Origin of the sequence: Ramlibacter tataouinensis (genome assembly GCF_027941915.1) — a bacterium.
Taxonomy (GTDB): domain Bacteria; phylum Pseudomonadota; class Gammaproteobacteria; order Burkholderiales; family Burkholderiaceae_C; genus Ramlibacter; species Ramlibacter tataouinensis_C.
Genome location: NZ_CP116009.1, coordinates 4,391,507 through 4,411,041 on the forward strand (window position 1 = coordinate 4,391,507; position 19,535 = coordinate 4,411,041).

Below are 19,535 nucleotides of genomic sequence, written 5' to 3' on the forward strand. Positions count from 1 at the left end.
ACGCGCGGTGCCGGCACGCCGAACGTTGGCGCCGGCAACGCGTCGAATCCCCCTGCGGCAGGCACGGCCCGGCCGCGCGGCCTTCCACCAGGAGAACGTGACATGGATGCCCTTCAGCTCGTGCTCGCCGCCACCGACTTCTCGCCCGACAGCCGGCTGGCCGCCCGGCGCGCCGCCCGCATCGCGGCGTCCCAGGGCGCCGCACTGGGCCTGCTGCACGTGGTCGATGCCGGCGGCTGGCTGGCCCTGCGCGACCTGCTGGCCAGCCGGCGCGAACTGAAGCCGGCGGTGCTCGAGCAGGCCCGCATCCAGCTCGCCGTCCAGGCCCAGCAGCTGCTGGACGAAGGGCATGCGAGGGCCGTGCACCAGGACCTGCGCGAGGGCGATCCGCTGCAGCAATTGCTGGGACAGGCCCGCACCGCGGACCTGCTGGTGATCGGCGCGCACGGCAGCCACGCCCCGCGCGACCTGGCGCTGGGCACGCTGGCCGACCGCCTGTCGCGCAGCGCCGAGCGCCCGCTGCTGGTGGTGCGCAACGAACCCGCCGCCGAATATCGGCAGGTGCTGGTGCCGGTCGATTACTCCGACGCCTCGCGCGAAGCCGTGCGTGCCGCCCAGCGCGTCGCGCCGGCGGCCGCGCTGCACCTGCTGCATGCCTACGACCTGGCGGAGGAAGGCAAGCTGCTGACCGCCGGCGTGAGCGACGAGGCGATCGCCGCCCACCGCGAGCAGCGCCGCTGGGAGGCGCAGGCCGGCATGGACGCCCTGGTGGCCGACCTGGGTCCCGGCGCCCGGGCCAGCGCCACCGTCTGCCCGGGCGACATCCGCATGGTCATGCTGGAGGTCGCCCGCGACCGCGGTTGCGACCTGATCGCGCTCGGCAAGCAGGGGCAGTCGCGCCTGGGCGACCTGTTCCTGGGCAGCGTCACGGTCTGGGCGCTGGAGCACGCGCAGGCCGACGTGCTGGTGGTGCCGCGCAGCGCGCAGGGCTGATGGCAACGGCGGGTTGCGCGGTCGACCCGCCGGACGCCGGCGCCGCAGCGCCCGCCTGGCACAGCCTCGGTGCCGACCAGGCCTTGCAGGCGCTGGCGGCCGGCGCCCACGGGCTGGACAGCCGGCAGGCGCGCGAGCGGCTGGCCCGCCACGGCCCCAACCGGCTGGCGCCGGCCCGCCGGCGCGGGCCGGTGCTGCGCCTGCTGCGGCAGTTCCACAACATCCTGCTGTACATCATGGTGGCCGCCGCCGCCATCACGGCCGTGCTCGGCCACGGGGTCGACACTGCGGTGCTGCTGGGGGCGGTGGTGGTCAATGCGCTGATCGGCTTCGTGCAGGAGGGCAAGGCCGAGTCGGCGATGGATGCGATCCGCTCGCTGCTGGCGCCGCGGGCGGTCGTGCGGCGCGACGGCCAGCGGCGCGAGATCGAGGCGGCGCAGCTGGTGCCCGGCGACATCGTGTTCCTGGCCTCCGGTGACCGCGTCCCGGCCGACCTGCGGCTGCTGGAGGCGCGTGAGCTGCGGGTGGACGAATCGGCGCTGACCGGCGAGTCGGTGCCGGCCGAGAAGGACACCGCGGCGGCGGCCCCCGATGCGCCGCTGGCCGAGCGCTTCGGCATGGCGTACTCGGGCACGCTGGTGGTGTCCGGCACGGCGCGCGGCGTGGTGGTCGCCACCGGCGCCGCCACCGAGCTGGGCCACATCAACCGCATGGTGGGCGCGGTCGCCAGCCTGGCCACGCCGTTGATGCGGCAGATGGCGCGCTTCGGCCAGCTGCTGGCCGGAGCCATCCTGCTGCTGGCAGCGGGCACCTGGCTGCTGGGCACCGCCGCGCTGGGCCATCCGCCGGCCGAGATGTTCATGATGGTGGTGGCGCTGGCGGCCTCGGCCATCCCCGAAGGCCTGCCGGCCGTGATGACCATCACGCTGGCACTGGGCGTGCAGCGCATGGCAAGGCGCAAGGCCATCGTGCGCCGCTTGCCGGCCGTGGAGGCGCTGGGGTCGGTCAGCGTGATCTGCACCGACAAGACCGGCACGCTGACGCGCAACGAGATGACGGTGCAGCGGCTGGTGTGCGGCGGCCACGTGGTCGACGTCGGCGGCATCGGCTATGCGCCGGTGGGCAACCTCAGCCGCGACGGCCGCCACGTCGATGCCAGCGCCAACCCGGCGCTGGCCATGGCGGTGCGCACCGGGCTGTTGTGCAACGACGCGACGCTGCACGAGGCCGAGGGCATCTGGCGGGTCGATGGCGACCCGACCGAGGGAGCGCTGCTGGTGCTGGCACGCAAGGCCGGCCTGGCCGGCGAGTCGGGCGCAGCGGGCTGGCCGCGGCTGGACGCGATCCCGTTCGAGTCCGAGCACCGGCTGATGGCGACCTGGCACCGCGACCCCGCGGGCGCGCCCTGGATCCTGGTCAAGGGCGCGCCCGAGCGCGTCATCGACCTGTGCGCGACCGAGTGGCGCGCGCATGGGGAGCTTCCGGTCGACGTCGACTGGTGGCGCCGCATGGCCACCGACACCGCCGCCCAGGGCCTGCGGGTGCTGGCGCTGGCCTGCAAGCCGGCGGCGCCGGCCGGCGCGCGGCTGGGCTGGGACGACGTGCGCAGCGGCTACGTGATGCTGGGGCTGGTGGGCATCATCGATCCGCCGCGCGAGGAGGCGGCGCAGGCGGTGCGCGAGTGCCACCGTGCCGGCATCCGCGTCAAGATGATCACCGGCGACCATGCCGAGACCGCCAAGGCGATCGGCGCCCAGCTGGGCCTCGGCCTGGGCAAGCCGGCGGTCACCGGTTCCGAGATCGCGCTTATGGACGATGCCGCGCTGCGGCGCATCGCCTGGGACATCGATGTGTTCGCCCGTGCCTCGCCCGAGCACAAGCTGCGGCTGGTGCAGGCGTTGCAGGCGCGCGGTGCGGTGGTCGCTATGACCGGCGACGGGGTCAACGATGCGCCGGCGCTCAAGCGCGCCGACGTCGGCGTGGCCATGGGCCTGAAGGGCACCGAGGCCGCCAAGGAGGCGGCCGACATCGTGCTGGCCGACGACAACTTCGCCACGCTGGCGACGGCCGTGCGGGAAGGGCGCGGGGTCTACGACAACATCCGCAAGTTCATCCTGTTCATGCTGCCGACCAACGGCGGCGAGGCGCTGGTGGTGGTGTCGGCCATCCTGTTCGGCCTGACGCTGCCGCTGACGCCGGCGCAGGTGCTCTGGATCAACATGGTGACCTCCAGCACGCTGGGCCTGGCGCTGGCCTTCGAGCCGGCCGAGCCCGGCCTGATGGCGCGGCCGCCGCGGCCGCCGTCGGAACGCCTGCTGTCGGGCTTCTTCGTCTGGCGCGTGCTGTTCGTGTCGGTGCTGATGATGGCCGCCACGCTGGGGCTGTTCCTGCTGGAGCTGCACAGGGGCACGCCGCTGGACACCGCGCGCACCATCGCCGTCAACGCCGTGGTGGCGGCCGAGATGCTGTACCTGCTGAACAGCCGGTCGATCCTCGCGCCCGCCTTCTCGCCTGGCGCCGGGCGAGGCAACCCCATGGTCTGGCTCACCATCGCCGCCTGCGTGGCGCTGCAACTGGCCTTCACCTACCTGCCGCTGCTGCAGCGGGTGTTTGCCTCCACCGCGCTCGACCTGCAGCAATGGGCCCGGGTGCTGGCCGCCGGCCTGCTCGTGTTCGCGCTGGCGGAGCTGGAGAAGTGGGCGATCCGCGCCCGGCGGTCGCGGGCGGCGATGGCACCGGCACAGGGCTGAGGGCTTGTCGTCCCTCTCGCAGGCGCAGGAGCCAGCGCAACGCGCCTGCGGCGCATGCGTCCGCGTTGCGGTGGATTCCCGCCTTCGCGGGAATGGCCAGCTTCAGTCGCTCGCTTCCAGCTGGTGCAACACGCTGGTGATGGCGTAGCCCTTCTCGCGGATCTGGCGTCCGGGGTGCTGGATCTGGTACTCGGTGATGCACGCCGACTCGGCGTCCAGCTCCAGGTTGTTGGCGACGACCCGCCAGTCCACGTTGGTGACTTCCTGCGGGACCATCTGGCCCGCCGGCACGGCCATGAAGGAAAGCTTGTGCTGCGGCTCCGGCCGGCGGTAGATGTCCAGTTTCATGGGGTCTCCTTCTCGCTGCGAGGTTTCAGCCGCCCTGGTGCGGCCGCTTGCCGGGATTCTTCTTGTTGCGCGTGCTCGTGCCGCGTTCCAGGCTGACCTTCTGGCCGAGGCCCTTCTTGGGCGGGATGTAGCCGGCGCTGGCGGGCGGCGGCGGGGTGGCGCGGCGGTCGGCCTCGGTCACGATCTTCTTTCCCATGGATGGGCTCCTGTGCTGGCGCAACCCGCCCATTGCGCCACGCGAACCGCCGCGCGTGCGTAGGCCTGTTCTTGCGATCGCTGTCAGCCGCCACTGCCCGTGCCCCCGATCAGGGACAGCGAACGACCGGACCGGCGGTCACGCAGGCGCCGCCCGGCCCGATCAGCAGCGGACCCGACCGGTTCAGGCGGGTGCCGTCGCTGGTCCAGCAGCCGCCCAGGTCGCAGCTCGTGAGCACCGGCGGCCGGTCGATCGTCACCGGCGGCGGCGCGGGCGGCGTGTCCACCGGGGCGTCGGGCGGCGCGGGCACCTCGATCACCGGAGGCGGTACCACCACGGGTGGCTGGGCCGTGGGGGAGGGCCGGCGCGGCTCGCCGCTGCCGCCCAGGCAGGCCTGGGTGGCCTGCCGCCGCAGCGATTCGATGTCGCCGGCAGCGGCGCGCGCCGCCTGCAGCGCCGCCAGGCTGCGGCCGCATGCGGGCGACTTGAGCGGATCCACGGCCGATGCAGCCAGCGGGCAGCAGGCCAGCAGGACGGCGGCCACGAGCGGAACGGAGCGCATCGTGCGGATTTGGAGCCCGCGCGGGCGGCCCGAGTTCTGCCGCGGCTTCCTACACGTACGCGCTGGCGCCGCCTACGGCAGGGCGCCGGCGGGCCGGCAGCATCGAAGCCATGCGATGGACCCGCCGCCAGGACACCCGCCCGACGCGCACCAGGCTCGGCAGCGCAGCCACCGAGCCGCCGCCGGCCCGGCCCGACCCTGGGGACAACAGCGCCAGCACGATCATCGAGGCGCCGCAGGGCCCGCACCGCAACCGGCTCGACCCGCACGACTTCCCCGATGGCGGCGGCAGCGGCGGCGCCGAGGCGTTCCGGCGCAGCAAGGTCAAGCGGGATTGAACGCCCGCAAGGGCCGGCGGACAGGCCGGCTCAAGGCTGGAAGCGCTTGTCGGCGTCCTTGACGAAGCCGGCCTGGTTCTCGTCCTTGCCCGGCCGGGCTTCGCCTTCAACCTGGCCGCGCTCGCTGCACGGCAGGTCGGATCGGTCGCGCGGCGTGCCGTCGCCGCCGACGCGCGGGTCCAGCCCTTCCATCGTGCCATCGTTGCGGGCCGCCTCGCCCAGGATGTCGTCCAGCGCCGCCGGCGCGCTCTCGCGGGGTTGCTTGGGATCAGCCATGGGGTCTCTCCTGCAGTCGCGGCAAATCTAGGACGCACCCCGTGGGCGCGCAGTAGGACGCAGCCTTGCCTCAAGGCGCGGTCCTACGGCCGCGCAAGGAGGGCGGCGCCATCATCGCAACCCGCCGATGAAGATCGCCACCTACAACGTCAACGGCATCAAGAGCCGGCTGCCCAACCTGCTGGAATGGCTGGACCGCGAGCGGCCCGAGGTCGCCTGCCTGCAGGAACTCAAGGCGCTGGACGAGGCGTTCCCGGCGGCGGCCCTGCGCGAGGCGGGCTACCACGCGCTGTGGAAGGGACAGCGCTCGTGGAACGGCGTCGCGATCCTCAGCCGCGAGCCGGCCGTCGAGGTCCGGCGCGAACTGCCGGGCGACGCCGAGGACGGGCAGAGCCGCTACCTGGAGGCCGCGGTCGACGGCGTGGTGGTCGCCTGCCTGTACCTGCCCAATGGCAACCCGCAGCCGGGACCGAAGTTCGACTACAAGCTGGCCTGGTTCGAGCGGCTGATCGCGCACGCGCAGGCGCTGGCCGCGGGCGAGCACCCGGTGGTGATCGCGGGCGACTACAACGTGGTGCCCACCGACTTCGACATCTACGACCCGCGCTCCTGGCGCAAGGATGCGCTGCTGCAGCCGCAGAGCCGCGAGGCCTACCAGCGGCTGCTGGGTCAGGGCTGGACCGACGCGATCCGGCACCTGCATCCGCAGGAGCCGGTTTTCACGTTCTGGGACTATTTTCGCCAGCACTGGGAACGCAACGCCGGCCTGCGCATCGACCATCTGCTGCTCCATCGAACGCTGGCTCCCGCGCTGGTGCAGGCCGGCGTGGACACCTGGGTGCGTGGCCGTCCGCACGCGAGCGACCACGCGCCGGCGTGGGTGCGGCTGGAACTGCCGCCCGCGCCATCGGCGCCGGCCGGGCGCCGCAACGACCGATCCGCCTGAGCCAGAAGGAGATTCGCATGCCGACCATCCTCGCAGCCTTCGACGACCGCCACGCCGCGCAACTCGCCCTGCACGAGCTCGCGCGGCACGGCATCGCCCGCGACGACATCCACATCGAGCACGATCTGGAGCGGCTCAGGAAGGTGGAGAAGGCGCGCAAGCAGGGCAGCGAATCCTTCCTGCAGGCGCTCGGCGAGGTGTTTGCCGACCTGGTGCGCAACACCGTCAACCACCACCAGGTGGACGTCATCACCGAGGCGATGGAGCGCGGCGCCACCGTGCTGGTGGCGCGCACGCCCGATGCCGCCCTGGCCGAGCGCGCCGCCGCGCTGGTGCGGCAGGCGGGCGCCTTCAGCGTCGGCGTGCAGGGCGCGGCGGTGCAGCCGCACTGAGGGAGGGTCAGCCGGCGAAGCCGCCCCCGGCCAGGAAGTCCAACTCGGCGCGCGTGCTCGGCCGCCCCAGCAGCGCATTGCGGTGCGGGAAGCGGCCGAAGCGCTCGACGATCTCGTGGTGCTCGCAGGCGTGCGGCTCGGAGGGTGTGCCGCGCGCCAGCGCCACGGCGCGCAGCTGGTCGGGCAGCCATTCCGAGTGCATGTAGGGCAGGTAGAAGAAGTTGCGCAGGCCGGGGTCGGCCACCTGGCGGTCGTGGCCGGCGGCCACGGCCTGGTGCGCGATCGTGCGCGCCAGCGCGTCCGTCGCGTACATGCGCGCGCTGCCGCGGAAGGCGTTGCGCGGGAACTGGTCCAGCAGCACCAGCAGCGCCAGCGAGCCTTCGGCGCTGGTGCCCCAGACGGCCAGCCGGCCGTGCGCGGCCGCCTCGTGCGAGGGCAGGAAGCGCTCGCGGAAGTCGCGGTCGAAGGCCTCGTCCTTGCGGAACCAGCGCTCGGGGCCGGCCTCGGCCCAGAACCGGACCACCTCGGCGGGCCTGGCGACGGGGTGGGGCGAATCAGGCGATGCGACGCTCATGCGGGCCATGGTATCGGCCCGGGCCTACATCCACGGCCAATGCGGACTCCTAGAGTGGTTTGATACCGTGACGGGAGAACCCATGAGCAGCAGCACCAGCATCGGCCGCGGCCCGGCCCACGGCAGCAACGAGAACCACGCGGGCGACCCGACCCACAAGACCCTGGGCGAGGACGCCTCGCAGCAGCAGCCTCCGAGCGGCGCCGACCTGCTCGACCAGGCTGCCCCCGAGGTGCCCGCCGGCGTGAAGGTCGGCCAGCCGAAGCCGGGCATCGCGAAGGGGCCGCAGAGCTATCCGGACGGGCCGAACGTCGAGTCCAGCCCCGGGGAGCTGGAGGCCGCGCGCGGCAAGATCCCCCCGGAAGAGTAGAAGGAACAGGTCTGGCCGCCCAAGGGGCCGCCTCCCACCATGCGGGTCCCGCTCCGAACGACCTGACTTGACCGACCGCGTTGACAACACCGGGTCCGCCGGCGGCACCGGCCACGCCGCGCAGGGTTCGCGTGTCGGGAGCCCATGGCTGGGGCCGCAGGAACTGCAGGCGCCGGGCCGCCTGCCCGCGCGCCGTCCCGTGCGGCGCCTAGTCATCGGCGCCGCGATCGCAGCCTGGCTGCTGGCGGCGCTGCTGGTCGCGGCCCTCCTGTGGCGCGAGCGCAAGCAGGAGTTCGAGCAGACAGCGGCCATCGCCACGGCCACGACGGCGCTGATGGAAGCGCACACGGTCAACACCTTGCAGGCGGTGGACCTCGCGCTGGCCGACATCGCCGGCCAGCTGGCCGGCGATGGCCTGCCGCGCCACGATCCAGGGCTGCGCGCCGACATGCAGCGCCGGCTGGCCGGCATGCCCTACGTGCAGTCCATGTTCGTGATCGGTCCGGACGGCTTCATCCAACACGACACCGACTACCCCACGACCCCCGACGTCTTGCTCGCCGATCGGGATTACTTCATCGCCCACAGGAGCGACCCGCAGCTCGAACGCTTCTTCTCGGCCACGATCAGCAGCCGCTCGAGGGGCACCTGGTTCGTCGCTTCCACCCGCCGCATCGGCGACGGTCGGGTGTTCCGCGGCATCGTCGTGGCCGCCATCCGGACGGAGTACTTCGGCGACCTGTACCGGCGCGTCGGCGTGGCCCAGGGCGGCCGGCACATCTCGCTGTTCCACCGCGATGGGCGACTGCTGGCGCAACTTCCGCAGCAGGCCGGCGAGATCGGCCGCAGCCATGCCCATACCGCGCTGTTTACGCAGCACCTGGCGCGCAGCCCGGCCGGCGTGTACCTCGACCGATACAGCGAGCCTTATGCCTTCGATGGGCTGCTCAGCTACGCCCAAGTGCGGGGCGTGCCGCTGGTGGTGACCCTGGCCATCGACAGGAGCGCGATGCTGTCGCGCTGGCGGTCGATCGCGATGGTCGCCGTCGCCGGGCTGCTGCTGCTGTTAGTGGCGCTGGCGCTGGCCGCCAGCGCGTTCCTGAGCGCGCTGGCCCAGCGGCAGCGTCTGCGCGAGCGCCAGATCCAGGGCGAGAAGATGCAAGCCCTGGGGCTGCTGACAGGCAGCATCGCGCACGACCTGGGCAACCTGCTGGGCATCGTCTCCGGGAGCCTGGAGCTGGTGCGGCGCAGCGTCGAGCCGGATGGCCGGGCCGCTGCCGCCGTCGCCCGGGCCGAACGGGCGATCGGTAATGGCACGCAGATGACGCGCCAGCTACTGTCGTTCGCCCGCGAGCGTCCCCTCACGGTCGCGGCCGCTGACATGCACGAGGTCGTGCGGTCGGCGCTGCCGTTGCTGCAGCAGGCGGCGGGCAGCGGGATCGAGATCGGCCTCGAGCTGCCGGGCGGGCCGGCGCCCGCGCGCGTCGACCGGGTGCAGCTGGAGGTGGCGCTGATCAACCTGGTGGTCAACGCGCGGGATGCGATGCAGCAGCGCGGCCGCATCGTGGTGCGCGTCAACGCCCTGGACCGCGCCGTGCGGCGCTGGCGGCGGCGGGTGCCAGCCCAGCGCTTCATTGACCTGAGCGTGCAGGACGATGGGCCCGGCATGCCGGAGGAGGTGGTCAAGCGGGCGTTCGAGCCGTTCTTCACCACCAAGGGCGAAGGCGGCACCGGGCTGGGACTGCCGCAGGTGTACGCCCTGGTGCAGCAGCTCGGCGGCGACGTCGAGATCGACAGCCGACCCGGCCAGGGCACCACGGTGCACCTGCTGCTGCCGGCGGCGGCGGTCGGCGAGGGGCTCGAAGGCTGAAAAAGCGGAAAACCTGGACAGGGGGTGCCACGGCAGGTCGGCGAGGGACGACGAGCCGGGTGTGTGACGCGAAGGATCCGAGGTCCAGCGTGCGGACCTCCACGCTCTTTTGGCTAAAGCAGGCGCACGTGGGATTCCGTACGCCTGCCCATTGGCGTTCGCTTGCGATGCGACTGGCCGCCCGCGCCGCTACGCCGGCGCCAGCGTGTGCAAGGGAAGGTCGTGCTCCGCGGCCAGCTTGTCCAGCTCTTCGCGCGTCTTGCCGGCCAGGAACCGGCCGATCGCCTCGTGCGTGGCCGGCGCGAACATCGCCTGCATGTCCGATGCGGTCACGCCGGCAGCCGCGCACAGGCGGGCCGCGAAGTGCGGCTCCAGCGCGGCCACGGCCACGCGGCCATCCCGGCACGGGTACACGCGGTAGCCGGCATGCGCGCCGCCCACCGCGCCACTCGGCTGGGTCAGGCCCCAGTGCCGCGGCAGCGCCAGGTAGCCGGCCGCATCGGCCAGCGCGACTTCGAAGTAGCGCCCCTTCGGATGCACGTCGCCCGAGCCGGCGTAGCGCTCGGCCTGCAGCAGCGCCGCCTGCAGCACCGCCTCGCTCGCCATCAGCGAGCCGCCCATGTCGGCGAACAGGGTGGCGGGCAGGTCGGTGCCGGTGACCAGTCCGTTCTCGGCGAGGTAGGTCAGGTCGTGGCCCGGGATTTCGGCGCCGGCGCCGGGGCCGCCAACGATCGCCACCTGGCACAGCGAGGGATGGCGCGCGCTCAGCTGCGGCCAGTCCAGCCCCAGCTTCTTCATGGCCGAGGGCCGGAACGAGGTCAGCAGCACGTCGGCCTGGGCCAGTTCGCGCTGCACCACGGCCTGGCCGGCTTCGGTCTTCAGGTCGGCCTCGAGCACCCGCACGCCCTCGTGCAGTTCGTCGTAGGCCCGGCGGTTGTAGTGCCGCATCGGGTCGCCCGAAGGCGGCTCGATCTTGGTGCAGGCGGCGCCCATGCGCCGGCAGCGCATCAGGGCTGCGGGCCCGGGCAGGTTGAGCGCGAGGCTGAGGATGCGGACCTGGGCGAGGGGGCGGGGCGGGGGGCTCATGCCTGGGAGGCTAGCAGAGCCGCCGCGCCTCACGCCCGGCCAAAGTCCAGCGGCAAGCCGACGTAGTTCTCGGCGATGGTGCGCGAGCCGGCCTCGCTGTGCACCAGGTAGTCGAGTTCGGCTTCCTGCAGCTTCTGGCCGATCTCGCCGCCGTCGGGGAAACGGTGCATCAGGCTGGTGAACCACCAGGAGAAGCGCTCGGCGCGCCAGATGCGGCGCAGGCAGCGCTCGGAGTAGCTGTCGATGCCGGCCTCGCTCTTGTCGCGGTAGTACTCGATCAACGCGCCGGACAGGTACTTGACGTCGGTGGCCGCCAGGTTCAGGCCCTTGGCGCCGGTGGGCGGCACGATGTGGCCGGCATCGCCCGCCAGGAACATGCGCCCGAAGCGCAGCGGCTCGGTCACGAAGCTGCGCAGAGGCGCGATGCTCTTCTCGATGCTGGGGCCGGTGACCAGCTGCTCGCGCGCCTGCGGGTCCAGCCGCAGCTTCAGCTCGTCCCAGAAGGCCTGGTCGGACCACTCCTCCACCTTGTCGGTCAGCGGCACCTGCAGGTAGTAGCGGCTGCGGGTGTGGCTGCGCATGGAGCACAGCGCGAAGCCGCGCGGGCTGTTCACGTAGATCAGCTCCTCGTGCACCGGCGGGGTGTCGGACAGCACGCCGAGCCAGCCGAAGGGATAGACCTTCTCGAACTCGCGGATGGCCGAGCGCGGCACCGAGGCGCGGCACACGCCGTGGAAGCCGTCGCAGCCGGCGATGAAGTCGCACTGGATCTCGTGCTTCTGCCCGTCCTTGGTGTAGGTCACGAGCGGCCGGGCGGTGTCGTAGTCGAGGACAGCGACGTCCAGCGCTTCATAGACCGTCTCCAGCCCCTCGGCCCGGCGCGCGTCCATCAGGTCGCGCGTCAGCTCGGTCTGGCCGTACACCATCACGTTCTTGCCGCCGGTCAGGCGGTTCATGTCGATGCGGTGCCGCTCGCCCTGGAACAGCAGGTCGATGCCGCCATGCACCAGGCCTTCGCGGTGCATGCGCGCACCGACCCCGGCCTCGTCCATCAGGTCGATGCAGACCTGCTCCAGGATGCCGGCGCGGATGCGCCCCAGCACGTACTCGCCGGTGTGGCGCTCGAGGATGATGTTGTCGATGCCGGCCTTGTGCAGCAGCTGGCCGAGCAGCAGGCCCGAGGGGCCGGCGCCGATGATCGCGACCTGGGTTTTCTTCATGGCTGATATTTGTCAAGGGAACCGGCGCAGCTTAGGCCGGCGCGGGCGCCAGGGGCAGGGGGCGGGCCCCGCCTTTGTGCGATCATTGCCCGCGCTGCGCGATGATCGCGCAAACGTTCGACCCGCCGCCATGATCGCCCACGCCGATTTCATCGAAGGCATGGCCAAGGGCATGGCCGTGCTGGAGAGCTTCGACACCGAGCGCCAGCGCCTGAACGCCACGCTGGCGGCGCAGCGCGCCGGGCTGACGCGGGCCGCGGCGCGCCGCCACCTGCTGACCCTGGCCCACCTGGGCTACCTGGAGAGCGACGGCAGCTGGTTCTGGCTGGCCCCCAAGGTGCTGCGCTTTTCCGGCAGCTACCTGGCCTCGGCCCGCCTGCCGCGGGCGGTCCAGCCGACCCTGGACCGGCTGGCCGCGCGCACGGGCGAGGCCTTCTCGGTGGTCGTGCTCGACGGCGACCAGGTGGTGATCGTGGCGCGCAGCGGGCCGACCCGCCTGCTGGCCTATGGCCTGCACCTGGGCGCCCGGCTGCCGGCCCATGCCACCTCGACCGGACGGGTGCTGCTGGCGGCCAAGCGGCGGGCCGACTTCACCGACTGGCTCAAGGGGCGCGAGCTGCCGCGCCTGACGGCCCATACCGTGGTCGAGCCGAAGAAGCTGCGCCAGCTGATCGCGCAGGTGCGCGAGCAGGACTGGTGCGTGGCCAGCGAAGAGCACGAGCTGGGCGTGCACGCCGGGGCCGTGCCGCTGCGCAACCTGGAGGGCGTGGTGGTCGGTGCACTGAACGTGGTGACCCGGCGCGAGCGCGTGCTGCAGCCGGCGTTCGGGCGCGAGCTGCTGCCGCTGCTGCAGGAGGGGGCCCGGGAGGCGCGGCCGCTGGTCTGACCTTCCTGCATATGCATACAACCAGAGATTCGTTGGGTTTTCATAACCCAACCACCAGAATTCAGCTTCCCCTTATGCGAACGGAGAAGCCATGACGACGCTGCGACTGGGCGATACCGCCCCCGACTTCCAGCAGGACTCTACCGAGGGCCCGATTTCCTTCCACCAGTGGGCCGGCGATTCGTGGGTGGTGCTGTTCTCGCACCCGGCCGACTTCACGCCGGTGTGCACCACGGAACTCGGCAAGACCGCGGCGCTGCAGGGCGAATTCGCCAAGCGCGGCGCCAAGGCCATCGCGGTCAGCGTGGACCCGATCGACTCGCACCACGGCTGGGTCAAGGACATCAACGAGACCCAGAACTGCAGCGTCAACTTCCCGATCCTGGCCGACGCCGACCGCAAGGTGGCGACGCTGTACGACATGATCCACCCCAACTCGCTGGCCAACGCGACGGTGCGCAGCGTCTTCATCATCGACCCGAAGAAGACCATCCGGGCCACCATCACGTACCCGGCCAGCACGGGCCGCAACTTCGACGAGATCCTGCGCGTGATCGACTCGTTGCAACTGACCGACAACCACAAGGTGGCCACGCCGGTGAACTGGCAGGACGGCGACGACGTCGTCATCGTCCCGAGCCTGCAGGACCCGGTCGAGATCGCCCAGCGCTTCCCCAAGGGCTACCGCACCGTCAAGCCCTACCTGCGCCTGACGCCGCAACCGAACCGCTGATTTCCCGCTTTTTCCGCTTTCCCCGGGTCGCGCCTGCGGCCCAGCCTTTTCCTGACCATGAACACCATCAAGACTGCCGTGGCCGTGCTGGCCCTGGCGGCCAGCGGATTCGCTGCCGCCCAACAATCCCTGCTGAACGTCTCGTACGACGTGGCGCGCGAGTTCTACAAGGACATCAACGCCGCCTTCGTGCCCTTCTACAAGAAGCAGACCGGCAAGGACGTGAAGATCGAGCAGTCGCATGCCGGCTCCAGCGCCCAGGCGCGGGCCGTGGCCGACGGCCTGGATGCCGACGTGGTGACCATGAACACCACCACCGACATCGAGTTCCTGGCCGAGCGCGGCGTGGTGGCCAAGGACTGGGCCAAGCGCTTCCCCGACAACGCGGCGCCGACCACCTCGACCATGCTGTTCCTGGTGCGCGAAGGCAATCCGAAGGGCATCAAGGACTGGGACGACCTGCTGCGCCCCGACGTCAAGACCATCGTGGTCAACCCCAAGACCGGCGGCAACGGCCGCTACGCCTACCTGGCCGCCTGGGGGTACGTGAAGAAGAAGGGCGGCAGCGACGCCCAGGCGCAGGAGTTCCTGTCCAAGATGTACAAGAACGTGCCGGTGCTGGCCCGCGGCGGCCGCGACGCCACCAGCGCCTTCCTGCAGCGCAACACCGGCGACGTGCTGATCACCTTCGAGTCGGAGGTCGAGTCGGTCAACCGCGAGTTCGGCAAGGGCAAGGTGGACGTGGTCTATCCGTCCATCAGCATCATCGCGGAGAACCCGGTAGCGGTGGTCGAGCGCACCGTCGCCAAGAAGGGCACGGCCGACCTGGCCAAGGCCTACCTGGACTTCCTGTACACCGAGGAAGCGCAGGACATCGCGGCCAAGCACTCGATCCGCCCGCGCAACCAGAAGGTGCTGCAGAAGCACGCGCAGACGTTCAAGCCGATCAAGCTGTTCACCGTGCAGGAGCTGTTCGGCTCGCTGTCCGAGGCGCAGAAGGTCCACTTCAACGACGGTGGCCAGTTCGACAAGATCTACACGGTCCGGTAAATGCCCAACACAGCCATGACGGCGGCCGGCCGGCCGCTGCCTGGCCATGAGGGCGGAACCCGTCCCCGCGCCGGCGGGGATCCCGTGCTTCCGTCCTCCATGGCGAAGGCGGGCCGGGCTCGGGGCCGCAACCGCAAGGTCCTGCCCGGCTTCAACCTCACCCTCGGCTACACGCTCCTCTACCTGAGCCTGATCGTCCTGGTCCCGCTCTCGGCGCTGGTCCTCAAGACCTTCGGCATGAGCTGGGCGGCATTCTGGGACGCGGTGACCTCGCCGCGCGTGCTGGCCTCCTACCGCCTCACCTTCGGCGCGTCCTTCCTGGCCGCGGCCATCAACGTCGTGTTCGGCCTGCTGGTCGCCTGGGTGCTGGTGCGCTACTCGTTTCCCGGCAAGAAGATCGTCGACGCCCTGGTCGACCTGCCGTTCGCGCTGCCGACCGCCGTGGCCGGCATCTCGCTGACGGCGCTGCTGGCCGGCAACGGCTGGATCGGGCAGTACCTGGAGCCGCTGGGCATCCAGCTGGCCTTCAACCCCAATGGCGTGGTGATCGCGCTGATCTTCATCGGCCTGCCGTTCGTGGTGCGTACCGTGCAACCGGTGCTGGAAGACACCGAGCGCGAGCTGGAGGAAGCCGCGATGTGCCTGGGCGCCACCCGCTGGCAGACCTTCAGCAAGGTGATCCTGCCGTCCATCCTGCCGGCGCTGCTGACCGGCTTCGCGATGGCGTTCGCGCGTGCGATCGGCGAGTACGGCTCGGTGATCTTCATCGCCGGCAACATGCCGATGGTGTCGGAGATCACGCCGCTGGTGATCATCGGCAAGCTGGAGCAGTACGACTACGCCGGCGCCACCGCCGTCGCCACCGTCATGCTGGTGATGTCGTTCGCGCTGCTGCTGGTGATCAACGCGCTCCAAGCCTGGCAGCGCAAGCGGGCAGGGGGGCAGTGACATGACGGCCCTCACCAACCGCCGAGTCATCACCACCGAAGCGCCGTGGGTGCGCTACGCCCTGATCGGCACCGCGCTGGCCTTCGTGGTCCTGTTCCTGGTGCTGCCGCTGGCCGCCGTCTTCACCGAGGCGCTGCGCAAGGGCTGGGGCGCGTACCTGGAGGGCCTCAAGGAGCCCGCGGCCTGGTCGGCGATCCGCCTGACCCTGATCACGGCCGCCATCGCCGTGCCGCTGAACCTGGTGTTCGGCGTCGCCGCCGCCTGGTGCATCGCCAAGTACGAGTTCCGCGGCAAGGCCTTCCTGACCACGCTGGTGGACCTGCCGTTCTCGGTGTCGCCGGTGGTGGCCGGCCTGACGTACGTGCTGGTGTTCGGCGCCCAGGGGTGGCTCGGCCCCTGGCTGGCCGAGCACGGCATCAAGGTCATCTTCGCGGTGCCGGGCATCGTGCTGGCGACCGTGTTCGTCACCTTCCCGTTCATCGCCCGCGAACTGATCCCGCTGATGCAGGCGCAGGGCAACGAGGAGGAGCAGGCCGCCATCGTGCTGGGCGCCAACGGCTGGCAGACCTTCTGGCACGTCACCCTGCCCAACATCAAGTGGGGCCTGATCTACGGCGTGATCCTGTGCAACGCGCGCGCCATGGGCGAGTTCGGCGCGGTGTCGGTGGTGTCCGGCCACATCCGCGGCCAGACCAACACCATGCCGCTGCACGTGGAGATCCTCTACAACGAGTACCAGTCGGTGGCCGCGTTCTCGGTGGCCTCGCTGCTGGCGCTGCTGGCGCTGGTCACGCTGGTGATCAAGAGCGTCGCCGAGTGGCGGCAGGAGCGGCTGCTCAAGGCCATCGCCGAGCTGCCGCCGGAACGGCCGGTCGCGGCATGAAACAGGGCAGAAAGACATGAGCATCGAAATCCGCAACGTCAGCAAGCAGTTCGGCAACTTCCAGGCCTTGCGCAATGTCTCGCTGGACATCGATTCCGGCGAGCTGGTGGCGCTGCTGGGGCCCTCGGGCTGCGGCAAGACCACGCTGCTGCGCATCATCGCCGGGCTGGAGACGGCCGACGACGGCAGCATCCTGTTCGCCGGCGAGGACACCACCGACGTGCACGTGCGCGAGCGCCAGGTCGGCTTCGTGTTCCAGCACTACGCGCTGTTCCGCCACATGAGCGTGTTCGAGAACGTTGCCTTCGGGCTGCGCGTCAAGCCGCGCGGCCAGCGCCCGAGCGAGGTCCAGATCAAGCAGAAGGTGCACGAGCTGCTCGGCCTGGTGCAGCTCGACTGGCTGGCCGACCGTTTCCCGGCCCAGCTGTCGGGCGGGCAGCGGCAGCGCATTGCGCTGGCCCGCGCGCTGGCGGTGGAGCCCAAGGTGCTGCTGCTGGACGAGCCGTTCGGCGCGCTCGACGCCAAGGTGCGCAAGGAGCTGCGCCGCTGGCTGCGCCGCCTGCACGACGAGCTGCACGTGACCAGCATCTTCGTCACCCACGACCAGGAGGAGGCGCTGGAAGTGGCCGACCGGGTGGTGCTGATGAACGCCGGGCAGATCGAGCAGGTCGGCTCGCCGCAGGCGGTCTGGGACCACCCGGCCAGCCCGTTCGTGTACGGCTTCCTGGGCGACGTCAACACCTTCCACGGCCGCGCCCACCAGGGCCAGGTGCACCTGGAGGGCCTGCAACTGCAGGCGCCCGAGCATGCCGACGCCGAGAACGCCAAGGCCTTCGCCTACGTGCGCCCGCACGACCTGGACGTGCAGCGATACACCCCCGGCGCGCGCGGCATCGTCGCCCAGCTGTCCCGGGCCATCGTGGTCGGCCCGATCGCGCGGCTGGAACTTCTGCCGGTGGACGACACCCAAGCTGCGGACCCTGCCCGTCAGGACACGGTCATCGAGGCGCAGGTTCCTGCGCAACAATTCAGGGAGCTGGGCTTCCAGGAGGGCGACACGCTGGTCGTGATGCCGCGCCGGGCCCGGGTGTTCGTCGAAGGCGCGGCCTGAACCTGCGGGCCTGGCGCCCGCTTTCAGGAGAAGAGTCGTGTTCGAGTGGATGTTCGCGGCGCCGCGCCGCACCCTGGCCCTGGTGTTCGCCGCGTGCGTCGCCATGCTGGCCTTCGCCCTGTACCTGCAGCACGTGGTCGGGCTGGATCCCTGCCCGATGTGCATCGTGCAGCGCTACGCGCTGATCGGCGTGGCGGTGTTCGCGGGCCTCGGGGCGGCGATCCCGCGCCGCGCCGGCTGGATCATCGCCAGCGTGCTGGGGCTGGCGTCGGCCGGCTTCGGCGCCTTCGTCGCCGCGCGCCAGAGCTGGCTGCAGTGGTACCCGCCGGAGATCGTCTCGTGCGGCCGCGACTTCTACGGGATGATCGAGACCTTCCCGCTCAAGCGGGCCGTCCCCATGATCTTCCGCGGCAGCGGCGACTGCACCAAGATCGACTGGACCTTCCTGGGCGGCTCCATCGCCAACTGGTCTTTTCTCGCGTTCTGCGGCTTCGTGGTCGCCTTTCTCGTGGTGCTCTGCACCACGCTTGCAAGGCGGCGCGGCGCCGCGCACCCGAGCGCGACCGCTTAGTCGTTTCACGAACCCCCTCTCCCCAACCCTCTCCCCCGAAGGGGAGAGGGGGCGGAGCCTTGAGGATCAAGCGGTGCGGCCTCAGGCCAGCTTCTTCACGAACACCATCGAGCGCCGGTCCCAGTTGTACTTGCGCTTGCGGGCTTCGGGCAGCCACTCGGGCTCGACCTGGACGAAGCCGCGCTTGAGGAACCAGTGCATGGTGCGGGTGGTGAGCACGAAGATGCTCTCCAGGCCCATGGCGCGGGCGCGCTGCTCGATGCGCTTCAAGATCTTCTCGCCGTCGCCCTGGCCCTGGCTTTGCGGCGACACCGTCAGCGCCGCCATCTCGCCGGTCTTGGCCTCGGGGTAGGGGTACAGCGCCGCGCACGCGAAGATCACGCCGTCGTGCTCGATCAGGCTGTAGTTGGCGATGTCGCGCTCGATCTCGTTGCGCTCGCGGCGCACCAGGGTGCCGTCGCGCTCGAACGGTTCGATCAGCTGCAGGATGCCGCCGACGTCGTCGGCCGTGGCCTCGCGCAGGCTCTCCAGCTTCTCGTCGATCACCATGGTGCCGATGCCGTCGTGCACGTAGATCTCCAGCAGCAGCGAGCCGTCCAGCGCGAACGGGATGATGTGGCTGCGCTCCACGCCGGCCTTGCAGGCCTTGACGCAGTGCTGCAGGTAGAACGCGGTGTCGGTCGGCTGCTGCGGGTTCGGCAGCGCGGCCAGCAGCTGCTCGGCGGCGGCCAGCGGCAGCTCGGTGTCGATCGGGTTGTCCTCGGCCTGCGGCTCGTCCGGGCGGATGCGGATGCCCGGGATCTCGGTCAGGAACAGCAGCTTGTCGGCCTGCAGCGCGATCGCCACGCTGGTGGCGACTTCCTCCATGTTCAGGTTGAAGGCCTCGCCGGTCAGCGAAAAGCCGAACGGCGAGATCAGCACCAGCGCGCCGTGGTCGAGCGAGCGGTGGATGCCGGCGACGTCGACCTTGCGCACCAGCCCGGTGTGCTGGAAGTCGACCCCGTCGACGATGCCCACCGGCCGCGCCGTGATGAAGTTGCCCGAGATCACCCGCACGGTGGCGCCCGCCATCGGCGTGTTGGGCAGGCCCATGCTGAAGGCCGCCTCGATCTCGTAGCGCAGCTGGCCGGCGGCCTCCTGGGCGCAGTCGAGCGCCACGCCGTCGGTGATGCGCATGCCGTGCGAATAGCGCGCCGCGTGGCCCTTGGCCTTGAGCTGCTCGTTGACCTGGGGCCGGAAGCCGTGCACCAGCACCAGCCGCACGCCCATGCTCTGGATCAGCGCCAGGTCCTGGGCGATCGCCTGCAGCTTGCCCGAGGCGATCGCCTCGCCCGCGATGCCGACCACGAAGGTCTTGCCGCGGTGCATGTGGATGTAGGGCGCCACCGAGCGGAACCAGGGCACGAAGGTGAAATTGAAGACGGTGGACATC

General features: G+C 71.0%; 22 protein-coding genes. 14 read left to right on the plus strand and 8 right to left on the minus strand.

Annotated elements, in window-relative coordinates; all coding sequences use genetic code 11:
- Positions 1-102 precede the first annotated feature (102 nt).
- Complete coding sequence (locus PE066_RS21085; RefSeq protein WP_271234472.1) at positions 103-993, plus strand: universal stress protein; 891 nt, start codon at positions 103-105, stop codon at positions 991-993.
- On the plus strand, positions 993-3,743 hold the full coding sequence (locus PE066_RS21090; RefSeq protein ID WP_271234473.1) for a cation-transporting P-type ATPase: 2,751 nt from the start codon (positions 993-995) through the stop codon (positions 3,741-3,743). Before PE066_RS21085 ends, PE066_RS21090 begins: the two co-directional genes overlap by 1 nt.
- Positions 3,744-3,845: 102 nt before the next feature.
- Here the strand turns inward: PE066_RS21090 and PE066_RS21095 are convergent, their stop codons facing one another.
- The 3 genes from PE066_RS21095 to PE066_RS21105 form a co-directional block, all read right to left on the minus strand.
- A complete protein-coding gene (locus tag PE066_RS21095) occupies positions 3,846-4,091 on the minus strand; it encodes a DUF6139 family protein (RefSeq protein WP_271234474.1) in 246 nt (81 codons plus the stop codon).
- 25 nt (positions 4,092-4,116) lie between these two features.
- A complete protein-coding gene (locus PE066_RS21100) occupies positions 4,117-4,287 on the minus strand; it encodes a hypothetical protein (protein WP_271234475.1) in 171 nt (56 codons plus the stop codon).
- Positions 4,288-4,396: 109 nt separating this feature from the next.
- Positions 4,397-4,849, minus strand: a complete 453-nt coding sequence (locus tag PE066_RS21105) for a hypothetical protein (protein WP_271234476.1) — start codon at positions 4,847-4,849, stop codon at positions 4,397-4,399.
- Between the two features lie 110 nt (positions 4,850-4,959).
- On the opposite strand from PE066_RS21105, the gene PE066_RS21110 reads away from it, so the two are divergent.
- Entirely contained in the window at positions 4,960-5,187 is a 228-nt protein-coding gene (locus PE066_RS21110; RefSeq protein WP_271234477.1) for a hypothetical protein, read from the plus strand.
- A 30-nt stretch (positions 5,188-5,217) separates the two neighbouring features.
- Here the strand turns inward: PE066_RS21110 and PE066_RS21115 are convergent, their stop codons facing one another.
- Positions 5,218-5,463, minus strand: a complete 246-nt coding sequence (locus tag PE066_RS21115; RefSeq protein WP_271234478.1) for a hypothetical protein — start codon at positions 5,461-5,463, stop codon at positions 5,218-5,220.
- A 127-nt stretch (positions 5,464-5,590) separates the two neighbouring features.
- Here PE066_RS21115 and PE066_RS21120 point away from each other — a divergent pair, with 127 nt between their 5' ends.
- Entirely contained in the window at positions 5,591-6,409 is an 819-nt protein-coding gene (locus PE066_RS21120) for an exodeoxyribonuclease III (RefSeq protein ID WP_271234479.1), read from the plus strand.
- A 17-nt stretch (positions 6,410-6,426) separates the two neighbouring features.
- The gene (locus PE066_RS21125; protein ID WP_271234480.1) at positions 6,427-6,801 is read left to right on the plus strand and encodes a hypothetical protein; all 375 of its coding nucleotides are present in this window, start codon (positions 6,427-6,429) and stop codon (positions 6,799-6,801) included.
- 7 nt (positions 6,802-6,808) lie between these two features.
- Here PE066_RS21125 and PE066_RS21130 read toward each other — a convergent pair whose 3' ends face one another.
- Positions 6,809-7,375, minus strand: coding sequence for a DUF924 family protein (locus PE066_RS21130; protein WP_271234481.1), 567 nt, complete (start codon positions 7,373-7,375; stop codon positions 6,809-6,811).
- Between the two features lie 82 nt (positions 7,376-7,457).
- Here PE066_RS21130 and PE066_RS21135 point away from each other — a divergent pair, with 82 nt between their 5' ends.
- Together PE066_RS21135 and PE066_RS21140 are read left to right on the plus strand one after the other, a co-directional pair.
- Positions 7,458-7,745: a hypothetical protein gene (locus PE066_RS21135; protein WP_271234482.1), complete on the plus strand. Its 288-nt coding sequence runs from the start codon at positions 7,458-7,460 to the stop codon at positions 7,743-7,745.
- A 67-nt stretch (positions 7,746-7,812) separates the two neighbouring features.
- Positions 7,813-9,615 carry a sensor histidine kinase gene (locus PE066_RS21140; RefSeq protein ID WP_271234483.1) on the plus strand — a complete coding sequence of 601 codons (1,803 nt, stop codon included), beginning with the start codon at positions 7,813-7,815 and terminating at the stop codon, positions 9,613-9,615.
- Between the two features lie 189 nt (positions 9,616-9,804).
- Here the strand turns inward: PE066_RS21140 and PE066_RS21145 are convergent, their stop codons facing one another.
- Positions 9,805-10,701 (minus strand): CoA transferase, encoded by an 897-nt coding sequence (locus PE066_RS21145; RefSeq protein WP_271234484.1) that lies wholly within the window; start codon positions 10,699-10,701, stop codon positions 9,805-9,807.
- Between the two features lie 29 nt (positions 10,702-10,730).
- On the minus strand, positions 10,731-11,921 hold the full coding sequence (gene pobA / locus PE066_RS21150; RefSeq protein ID WP_271234485.1) for a 4-hydroxybenzoate 3-monooxygenase: 1,191 nt from the start codon (positions 11,919-11,921) through the stop codon (positions 10,731-10,733).
- 130 nt (positions 11,922-12,051) lie between these two features.
- Between pobA and PE066_RS21155 the strand changes: the two genes are divergently transcribed.
- The 7 genes from PE066_RS21155 (at position 12,052) to PE066_RS21185 (ending at position 18,103) form a co-directional block, all read left to right on the plus strand.
- Entirely contained in the window at positions 12,052-12,807 is a 756-nt protein-coding gene (locus PE066_RS21155; protein ID WP_271234486.1) for an IclR family transcriptional regulator domain-containing protein, read from the plus strand.
- 91 nt (positions 12,808-12,898) lie between these two features.
- The gene (locus PE066_RS21160) at positions 12,899-13,540 is read left to right on the plus strand and encodes a peroxiredoxin (protein WP_271234487.1); all 642 of its coding nucleotides are present in this window, start codon (positions 12,899-12,901) and stop codon (positions 13,538-13,540) included.
- Positions 13,541-13,597: 57 nt separating this feature from the next.
- A complete protein-coding gene (locus tag PE066_RS21165; protein WP_271234488.1) occupies positions 13,598-14,590 on the plus strand; it encodes a sulfate ABC transporter substrate-binding protein in 993 nt (330 codons plus the stop codon).
- A 99-nt stretch (positions 14,591-14,689) separates the two neighbouring features.
- Complete coding sequence (gene cysT / locus PE066_RS21170; protein WP_271234489.1) at positions 14,690-15,538, plus strand: sulfate ABC transporter permease subunit CysT; 849 nt, start codon at positions 14,690-14,692, stop codon at positions 15,536-15,538.
- Position 15,539: 1 nt separating this feature from the next.
- Complete coding sequence (cysW, locus tag PE066_RS21175; protein ID WP_271234490.1) at positions 15,540-16,421, plus strand: sulfate ABC transporter permease subunit CysW; 882 nt, start codon at positions 15,540-15,542, stop codon at positions 16,419-16,421.
- 16 nt (positions 16,422-16,437) lie between these two features.
- A complete protein-coding gene (locus PE066_RS21180; protein WP_271234491.1) occupies positions 16,438-17,532 on the plus strand; it encodes a sulfate/molybdate ABC transporter ATP-binding protein in 1,095 nt (364 codons plus the stop codon).
- A 49-nt stretch (positions 17,533-17,581) separates the two neighbouring features.
- The gene (locus tag PE066_RS21185; protein ID WP_271236634.1) at positions 17,582-18,103 is read left to right on the plus strand and encodes a disulfide bond formation protein B; all 522 of its coding nucleotides are present in this window, start codon (positions 17,582-17,584) and stop codon (positions 18,101-18,103) included.
- An 81-nt stretch (positions 18,104-18,184) separates the two neighbouring features.
- On the opposite strand, the gene argA is transcribed toward PE066_RS21185, so the two are convergent.
- A complete protein-coding gene (gene argA, locus PE066_RS21190; protein ID WP_271234492.1) occupies positions 18,185-19,534 on the minus strand; it encodes an amino-acid N-acetyltransferase in 1,350 nt (449 codons plus the stop codon).
- Between the last annotated feature and the right edge of the window lies 1 nt (position 19,535).

What these genes read in the sequence shown, in the direction of transcription:
- cysT (WP_271234489.1), top strand. Translation starts at nt 14,690, where the DNA reads ATGGCGAAGGCGGGCCGGGCTCGGGGCCGCAACCGCAAGGTCCTGCCC.
- PE066_RS21110 (WP_271234477.1), top strand. Translation starts at nt 4,960, where the DNA reads ATGCGATGGACCCGCCGCCAGGACACCCGCCCGACGCGCACCAGGCTC.
- PE066_RS21095 (WP_271234474.1), bottom strand. Translation starts at nt 4,091, where the DNA reads ATGAAACTGGACATCTACCGCCGGCCGGAGCCGCAGCACAAGCTTTCC.
- PE066_RS21180 (WP_271234491.1), top strand. Translation starts at nt 16,438, where the DNA reads ATGAGCATCGAAATCCGCAACGTCAGCAAGCAGTTCGGCAACTTCCAG.
- PE066_RS21100 (WP_271234475.1), bottom strand. Translation starts at nt 4,287, where the DNA reads ATGGGAAAGAAGATCGTGACCGAGGCCGACCGCCGCGCCACCCCGCCG.
- argA (WP_271234492.1), bottom strand. Translation starts at nt 19,534, where the DNA reads ATGTCCACCGTCTTCAATTTCACCTTCGTGCCCTGGTTCCGCTCGGTG.
- PE066_RS21105 (WP_271234476.1), bottom strand. Translation starts at nt 4,849, where the DNA reads ATGCGCTCCGTTCCGCTCGTGGCCGCCGTCCTGCTGGCCTGCTGCCCG.
- PE066_RS21185 (WP_271236634.1), top strand. Translation starts at nt 17,582, where the DNA reads ATGTTCGCGGCGCCGCGCCGCACCCTGGCCCTGGTGTTCGCCGCGTGC.
- PE066_RS21145 (WP_271234484.1), bottom strand. Translation starts at nt 10,701, where the DNA reads ATGAGCCCCCCGCCCCGCCCCCTCGCCCAGGTCCGCATCCTCAGCCTC.
- PE066_RS21130 (WP_271234481.1), bottom strand. Translation starts at nt 7,375, where the DNA reads ATGAGCGTCGCATCGCCTGATTCGCCCCACCCCGTCGCCAGGCCCGCC.
- PE066_RS21120 (WP_271234479.1), top strand. Translation starts at nt 5,591, where the DNA reads ATGAAGATCGCCACCTACAACGTCAACGGCATCAAGAGCCGGCTGCCC.
- PE066_RS21160 (WP_271234487.1), top strand. Translation starts at nt 12,899, where the DNA reads ATGACGACGCTGCGACTGGGCGATACCGCCCCCGACTTCCAGCAGGAC.
- cysW (WP_271234490.1), top strand. Translation starts at nt 15,540, where the DNA reads ATGACGGCCCTCACCAACCGCCGAGTCATCACCACCGAAGCGCCGTGG.
- PE066_RS21135 (WP_271234482.1), top strand. Translation starts at nt 7,458, where the DNA reads ATGAGCAGCAGCACCAGCATCGGCCGCGGCCCGGCCCACGGCAGCAAC.
- PE066_RS21165 (WP_271234488.1), top strand. Translation starts at nt 13,598, where the DNA reads ATGAACACCATCAAGACTGCCGTGGCCGTGCTGGCCCTGGCGGCCAGC.
- PE066_RS21090 (WP_271234473.1), top strand. Translation starts at nt 993, where the DNA reads ATGGCAACGGCGGGTTGCGCGGTCGACCCGCCGGACGCCGGCGCCGCA.
- PE066_RS21115 (WP_271234478.1), bottom strand. Translation starts at nt 5,463, where the DNA reads ATGGCTGATCCCAAGCAACCCCGCGAGAGCGCGCCGGCGGCGCTGGAC.
- PE066_RS21155 (WP_271234486.1), top strand. Translation starts at nt 12,052, where the DNA reads ATGATCGCCCACGCCGATTTCATCGAAGGCATGGCCAAGGGCATGGCC.
- PE066_RS21125 (WP_271234480.1), top strand. Translation starts at nt 6,427, where the DNA reads ATGCCGACCATCCTCGCAGCCTTCGACGACCGCCACGCCGCGCAACTC.
- PE066_RS21085 (WP_271234472.1), top strand. Translation starts at nt 103, where the DNA reads ATGGATGCCCTTCAGCTCGTGCTCGCCGCCACCGACTTCTCGCCCGAC.
- pobA (WP_271234485.1), bottom strand. Translation starts at nt 11,921, where the DNA reads ATGAAGAAAACCCAGGTCGCGATCATCGGCGCCGGCCCCTCGGGCCTG.